Below are 6,706 nucleotides of genomic sequence, written 5' to 3'. Positions count from 1 at the left end.
ATTCTACATATTGAGAATAAAAAGAATTGGAATAAAACACTGTAACTCATATCAGAGAATACTTGTAGCTATTTTTTTACGTCGAACTCAGGTCAGTACGCTAGTGCAGTGGCAGACTTGAGCCAATTGATTCGCACAGGGACAAACCATGTTAGTTGGCATCGTGGGGAATAAGTAATAGTTACTATCGCTAATTAATCAGGGACATGTCTAAATTATGTCAAGCAAAGCCCAGCCGCTCACAAATCTACGAATACTGGTTCAATTCAGTGCTATTCCTTTGGTACGAAAAATAATCGCGATACTAACCCATCATCAGCTACTAATTATCGGACTTGTGTTTATTGTCACATTTGCTTTGGTTATCTGGGAAAATGCCCCCTGGATAGTGCTAGATAAACAAGTAGCGATAGAATTCTTTTCGGCCCCAGTCCCTGGCTGCTTTATTGGGGGTATTAATAGTTTTTTTAACGTTTAATACCCAATTGATAGCTCAAAGGCGATATGAAGATTACTATACGCTGCAACTTCAGATTGACCAACTCATTCGTTTAACTCAGTCTCTTCACTGCGAACTCAATAATTTCGAGCAAACCCTGATGGGGGTGATTGATTATTTAGTCCCTTTGCATTTAAAAGATTTTCCAGTCTCAACAACTAGCCTGCAAGTGCTACCCTTGCAGAAGCTTTTAGAACATTTCAAGAATACATCCTCTCAAGTCCAGCAACAATGCTCCATAGCGACACATTTGCAGCTACAACAAATTTTACTTGCGATCAATAACATCGAAGAAATCCTAGACAGATTTTCTAGGCTTCACGATCGCATATTAGAGATGAGCCGTTTTATTGTTGCGATCGCTAAGTTATCTTTCCTCTTGGGAATTTCCATCGTATTTTTGGTGATGTTTGGCATTGTTGGTGTGCAAAGGAAGTTTCCCGATCTGAGTTTACCTGTAATTGTTTCCCTGGCAATCTGGGTATTGATAGCTTTGTTGGAACTAGTGCTTGATACCTGGTTTATTTACAAAAACCTTTATGGTTGGTCAAATCAATGTGTGCAGGTTTTTCGCTAATACAAAATAATCTGATTAACAGGAATGTACTAACTACTATGAGAAACTTAACATTCTCAGATATCAAAGCTAACGTAACCTTTCACACTCCCCCCTACCTCTCAAGGATAAATCAAGGGTTTCGAGCATTTTACAGGGGGGGGAGTGAATAATTACAAGCTAAAAGCTAACAGCACAAACAAAATATCTTCATCTGTAACTGATACTGTGCGTGCTTACCTTAAAGAAATTGGACGTATACCTTTATTAAGTCACGAGCAAGAAATTTGCTTTGCTCAACAAGTTTAGCAAATGATGACTATATTTGCTATTAAGGAGCAATTAACTATTAAATTAAAGTGTACACCGACAATGCAAGAATGGGCGTTGCAGATGCAGCTAAGTGAGCAAGAATTATTTCAACAACTAAATCAAGGGAAAAAAGCCAAACAGAAAATGATTGTGGCTAATCTCCGATTAGTAGTATCAATAGCCAAACAATATCAGAAGCGTAACTTAGATTTTCTGGATTTAATTCAAGAAGGTAATTTAAGTTTGGAAAGAGCAGTTGAGAAATTTGATCCCGCTCTAGGATATAAGTTTTCTACCTATGCCTATTGGTGGATTCGTCAGGGAATTACGCGGGGTATAGCTCAACAAGGACGAACAATTCGCTTACCCATTCAAATATATGAAAGGCTAAACAAAATTAAGCGCATTCAGCAAGAGTTATCTCAGAAGCTGGGTCACATTCCTACCACTACAGAAATTGCTGAAGCACTTGCTTTAGAACCTAGTAAAATTCGAGAGTGTTTACTTTTAGCTCGTCAACCTGTTTCCCTCGATATTCGCGTTGGCTTGGAACAAGATACACAATTGCAAGATTTAATGGAAGATAGCAGTTCCTCCGAGAATAGCTACTTTGTTGAAGAATTCTTTAATCAAGATATTCAAAATTTATTATCAAAGTTATCTCATCAACAACAAGAAATATTAAATTTGCACTTTGGTTTAGGCGACGGGCACGAACTTACTCTAGAGCAAATTGGTCAGATTATGGGTATTAGTCGAGAGCGAGTTCGACAGAGCGAAAAACAAGCTCTCAGCCTTTTACAACAACAGCTAAGTTAATTTGCATTTCAGTTGCTCTCTTCAGGGTGGGTATCTTGCCCCACCTCAGAAGATATTGAGCAAATTTTAATATGCTTTCATTAGATGTGTTTTAGCTTAATTCAGTGATAAATCAAGAAAAAGACAAGTTGGTTTCAAAGGATTCATGATTATGAAAACTTCCCATGACTATTTGTCGAGCGATATTGAACAATATTATGGATTGGACTTAAAATCTCTAAAATTACATCGTCGCCATCAGAGAGCAATCTGGAAAAAACTAATTATTTATATCGGATTATTTATGGTGGTCACTATTGGAATTATGCTTATAAAGTTAGTATAAGCGATAATTGAAATATTAAAGGATTTAGCTGTTTCTCGTAAACTAAAATCCATTGGAGGTTCTGATGAACCATGAAATACCTCAGGCTAGTTTGACTGATATTCCTAAAGAGAATTTGCCAGAAAACAATATACAACAAAAGCTCCCACGATCGCCAAAACGGATTAGGTTGGTAATTTTAGGAGTATTGTTGCTGGCAGGGCTGGGTTTCGTTGCTACCCATGCCAATACTGCCAAGGTTGGAAAAGATAGCGGTAAGGGGAATCAAGCGACACCAGTAACCGTGGCGATCGCATCACAAAAAACCGTGCCTGTGCAATTGCAGGCGATTGGTAATGTGCAATCGGGGTCTACGGTGCAGGTTACACCCCAAGCTAGTGGGCGAATTATTGGAGTTTATTTTAAATAACTTCGTCAGATAATTAAAAGCGAAGGAAAATCCACCTTTAGGCAGTAGCAATTCCCCAGAGACAACACTGCGCGATCGCATTTTTATTCTCCTCATGGTTTATATCCATTTTAGTTTTTAAGATTTGTATTATATTTAATCAACTCATACAGGAAACAACCCAACCACCTGTCAGAATTACAGAATAAACGGAATAGGTGGTCACAGATGGTTGAAGCTATTACTAAACCTGAAGAGATTTCTCTAGATGATTTGTGGAAATCGGTATCAATCGATAATGGAGTTTTCCAGCCCGAATTACTAACCAATCTTCCTTCCTTAGCCCGTCGCTATCTGGAGAAGGCGATCGCTCCTGGTACGCAGCTAGCCTCAGCAGTAAGATTGTGGATGCACGGCGAAATCAAACTTGGACAAAAATGGCATCCCTTTCAAGCGGAAGAAGTGATTTGCTGGGATCGAGGCATGATTTGGCAGGCGACGACTGAGATGCATGGCTTGCCGATTTTGGGATGCGATCGCGTCGTGGATGGCGTTGGAAATGCTTCGTGGAATACCATACAGAGAAGCGGAGAGGATATAACTCGATCGTGTGTGGGACGAGTTCAGGCAGAGTCGGTATGGTTGCCATCTGTCCTCTGTCGTCCCGACATATCCTGGGCGGAGTTAAGCGTTTCCCAAGTTCAGGCAACCTTCACAGCACTCGGAGAACCGGGCAAGATTACCCTGACGGTTTCCAATCAGGGAGTCTTGGAGCAGATCAAAGTCGATCGCTGGGGCAGCCTAGAGGGTGAAGCGTTTCACTACTCCGATTTTGGTGGCATAGTCGAGGATAGCGGTACATTCGACGGCTACACAATCCCGGCTCGTCTTCGCATTGGCTGGTTCTTCGGCAGTGAACCATTTGAGTCAGAAGGCGAATCCTTCCACTGTACGATCGATAAGGCAATCTATAAATGAAGCAGGCATCCATGTCTAAGTCAATGAACCAACAAATTCTGCTCAAAAGTTACCCGACGGGTGAACCCAAAGCAAGCGATTTTGCCTTGGTTGAAACAGTAATTCCAGAACCGGGAGAGGGAGAAATTCTCAACCGTACCATTTACTTATCGCTTGATCCATATATGCGAGGAAGGATGAGCGATCGCGCATCTTATGCAACTCCCGCAGCACTAGGCAAAGTCATGGTGGGTAGCACAGTCAGCCAAGTGCTGAAATCAAACCATCCCCAATTTTCCGTGGGAGAGTTTGTGTTGGGGTATGACGGTTGGCAAGCTTATGGAATTTCCCAAGGCGAAACCTTGAGAAAACTTGACCCCAAGCAATTACCAATCTCCTACGCATTAGGTATTACTGGGATGCCTGGAATGACAGCCTATTTTGCCCTGCTAGATATTGGCAAGCCCAAAGCAGGCGAAACTGTTGTGGTTTCTGCGGCTTCTGGTGCGGTGGGTGCAGTTGTGGGTCAAATTGCCAAAATCAAAGGCTGTCGAGCAGTGGGTATTGCTGGTAGCGATGAGAAATGTGATAATGTTGTACAAGAATTAGGCTTCGATGCTTGCATTAATCGCAAAACTCAAGACCTGAATTCTGCATTGAAAGCTGCTTGTCCAAATGGAATTGATGTCTATGTCGATCATACGGCAGGGGCAATTTTAGAAGCAGTGTTGCAACAGATCAATCTGGGAGCCAGAATTCCTTTGGTGGGTTTGATCTCCCAGTACAACGCCGAAACTCCACCACCTGGACCAAATTTGATGCCTCTACTGATTAAACGAGCGTTGATCAAAGGATTTCTAGTTGGTGATTACCAAGAGCGTCATGCCGAGTTTATCCATGATGTTTCTCAGTGGTTACAAGCAGGCAAGCTCAAGTACAAAGAAGATGTAGTAAAAGGTTTGGAAAATGCACCCACCGCCTTTATTGGTTTACTACAAGGGAAAAACTTTGGCAAGTTAATCGTTCAGGTTGGTGATGATCCAACCAAAAAATGAACCATCAATCCACAATCTGTAATTTAAGAGGTTCTAATAATGAATGACGAATCAATGGTAGCTCAAGGAACAGTTTCTAATCAAGCCGCCGCTGAAGCTCTATAAACGATCACAGAACAAAATCATTACGCAGGAGGCAATGCCCTGTTAAGCGCCGAAGCAGAAGCCGGAACCCAGATTGATAATCCTGCGATCGATCAGCTTGTAGCTACAGAAATTGCTAGTAATAAAGCCACAGATAATTCAACAGAGGCAAAGCGGTTTACAACCACTGGAAACTATCCCATAAATTTTGAACATCTTAGTGATCAAGGAGACTTATCACTAACAAAAGGATGTTCCGAGTGCAGAATAATCAGATTTTGAGTATTAAATCATGCCTACTGCAACCGATTTCAAAGATTACTACGCCATTTTAGGAGTCAGCAAAACTGCAACTGCTGAAGAAATTAAGCGAGCTTACCGCAAACTTGCCCGCAAATATCATCCTGACGTAAATCCTGGCAATCCAGAAGCAGAGGAAAAATTCAAAGCTATCAATGAAGCCAACGAGGTTGTATCGAATCCAGAAACCCGCGAAAAGTATGACCAGTTTGGGCAGTATTGGAAGCAAGCAGCAGCAGGGGTTGCTCCTCCTAGAGAAACCAACGCAAATGCAGCAGGATTTGACCAATATAGCAACTTTGATGACTTTATCAATGATTTGATGGGTGGTCTAGGTGGCAGGAAAAGAGCAGGAGGGAATTATTACCGCACCTCGACTCAGCAGCCTGACGATTTTAACGGATTTCGTAGCCAAGCACCAGCACCTGATACTGAGGCTGCGATCGCACTCTCTTTTTCAGAAGCATTTCATGGTGTGCAAAAACGATTGCAGTTGGATGATGAAACTATTAACGTTCGCATTCCCCCAGGTGCTAAACCAGGTAGTCGGATTCGGATTAAAGGAAAAGGTCGCCCCAGTCCTTTTTCTCCAAAGCGAGGGGATTTGTATCTCACAATCGAATTATTTCCCCATCGATTTTTTCAGTTTTCGGGTGATAATCTGACCTGTGAAGTTCCCATTCGCCCCGATGAAGCCGTCTTAGGTACTCAAATTCACGTGCCAACCCCAGATGGTGACGTGATGATGACCGTTCCCAAAGGGATAAATTCCGGGCAATCGCTGCGACTGCGAGGCAAAGGTTGGATATTGCCGAAAGGAAATCGGACTGATCTAATTGTGAAACTTCAGATTATGTCTCCGAAGGATTTGAGCGAAATTGAGCAGGATTGCTATGAAAAAATTCAGTCCAATAGCAGTTTTAACCCCCGTTCTGCAATAGAAGAGGTGAAATTATGAGCGAGTTTAGACTCTCCACTACAGTTATTTCCCCAGAAGGCGATCGCCTTTATACATTTGAATATGCAGCTTTGGTGACGGAAACCTCAACGATTGTGATTGAACAATATGTACAAGTGGGATTGATTGAAGCGATCGGCTCAATGCTGCGATCGCGAGAAATTGCGCGAATTGCTCAAATTAAACGGTTACGCCAGGATTTAGGACTAAATCTCGTCGGGGCGGTAATGGTCTTAGATATGGCGCAGGAAATCGCCCAACTGCGGGCAAGATTAAAAGCCTTACAATCTTGACTTAAAAAATTATCCTATGCAACTGGCTTTGCGAGTTGCTGCTCTCCGTCTGAAGATATCTTTTCTAAGAGAGGCTATGCCAACAGTAACGATTTATATCGTAATGAATCAATTCACTCAATAAATCAAACTATAGCCCTTCAGAGTAATTACTGGGCGT

Annotated in this window: 6 protein-coding genes and 1 pseudogene; all 7 read left to right on the top strand. The window is 41.9% G+C overall.

The window, feature by feature from the left end; all coding sequences use genetic code 11:
* Window positions 1–485: 485 nt before the first annotated feature.
* A complete protein-coding gene (locus tag CK510_RS23750; RefSeq protein WP_143289412.1) occupies window positions 486–1,076 on the top strand; it encodes a hypothetical protein in 591 nt (196 codons plus the stop codon).
* 144 nt (window positions 1,077–1,220) lie between these two features.
* Window positions 1,221–2,186 (top strand): annotated as a pseudogene (locus tag CK510_RS23745) (RpoD/SigA family RNA polymerase sigma factor).
* 389 nt (window positions 2,187–2,575) lie between these two features.
* Complete coding sequence (locus CK510_RS23740) at window positions 2,576–2,920, top strand: hypothetical protein (RefSeq protein ID WP_211293282.1); 345 nt, start codon at window positions 2,576–2,578, stop codon at window positions 2,918–2,920.
* Window positions 2,921–3,127: 207 nt separating this feature from the next.
* Window positions 3,128–3,877 (top strand): DUF6544 family protein, encoded by a 750-nt coding sequence (locus CK510_RS23735; RefSeq protein WP_095724026.1) that lies wholly within the window; start codon window positions 3,128–3,130, stop codon window positions 3,875–3,877.
* Between the two features lie 11 nt (window positions 3,878–3,888).
* Window positions 3,889–4,911, top strand: coding sequence for an NADPH-dependent curcumin/dihydrocurcumin reductase (curA, locus tag CK510_RS23730; RefSeq protein ID WP_095724029.1), 1,023 nt, complete (start codon window positions 3,889–3,891; stop codon window positions 4,909–4,911).
* Window positions 4,912–5,287: 376 nt separating this feature from the next.
* Window positions 5,288–6,253 carry a DnaJ C-terminal domain-containing protein gene (locus tag CK510_RS23725; protein WP_095724025.1) on the top strand — a complete coding sequence of 322 codons (966 nt, stop codon included), beginning with the start codon at window positions 5,288–5,290 and terminating at the stop codon, window positions 6,251–6,253.
* Window positions 6,250–6,546, top strand: coding sequence for a chaperone modulator CbpM (locus CK510_RS23720; protein WP_095724024.1), 297 nt, complete (start codon window positions 6,250–6,252; stop codon window positions 6,544–6,546). Before CK510_RS23725 ends, CK510_RS23720 begins: the two co-directional genes overlap by 4 nt.
* Window positions 6,547–6,706 lie beyond the last annotated feature (160 nt).

It is taken from the genome of Brunnivagina elsteri CCALA 953 (assembly GCF_002289455.1).
Lineage (GTDB): Bacteria > Cyanobacteriota > Cyanobacteriia > Cyanobacteriales > Nostocaceae > Brunnivagina > Brunnivagina elsteri.
Note: the sequence above shows the minus strand (reverse complement) of the source record. Positions and strands in the feature narration are given on the sequence as shown.

What these genes read in the sequence shown, in the direction of transcription:
- CK510_RS23740 (WP_211293282.1), top strand. Translation starts at nt 2,576, where the DNA reads ATGAACCATGAAATACCTCAGGCTAGTTTGACTGATATTCCTAAAGAG.
- CK510_RS23735 (WP_095724026.1), top strand. Translation starts at nt 3,128, where the DNA reads ATGGTTGAAGCTATTACTAAACCTGAAGAGATTTCTCTAGATGATTTG.
- curA (WP_095724029.1), top strand. Translation starts at nt 3,889, where the DNA reads ATGTCTAAGTCAATGAACCAACAAATTCTGCTCAAAAGTTACCCGACG.
- CK510_RS23725 (WP_095724025.1), top strand. Translation starts at nt 5,288, where the DNA reads ATGCCTACTGCAACCGATTTCAAAGATTACTACGCCATTTTAGGAGTC.
- CK510_RS23720 (WP_095724024.1), top strand. Translation starts at nt 6,250, where the DNA reads ATGAGCGAGTTTAGACTCTCCACTACAGTTATTTCCCCAGAAGGCGAT.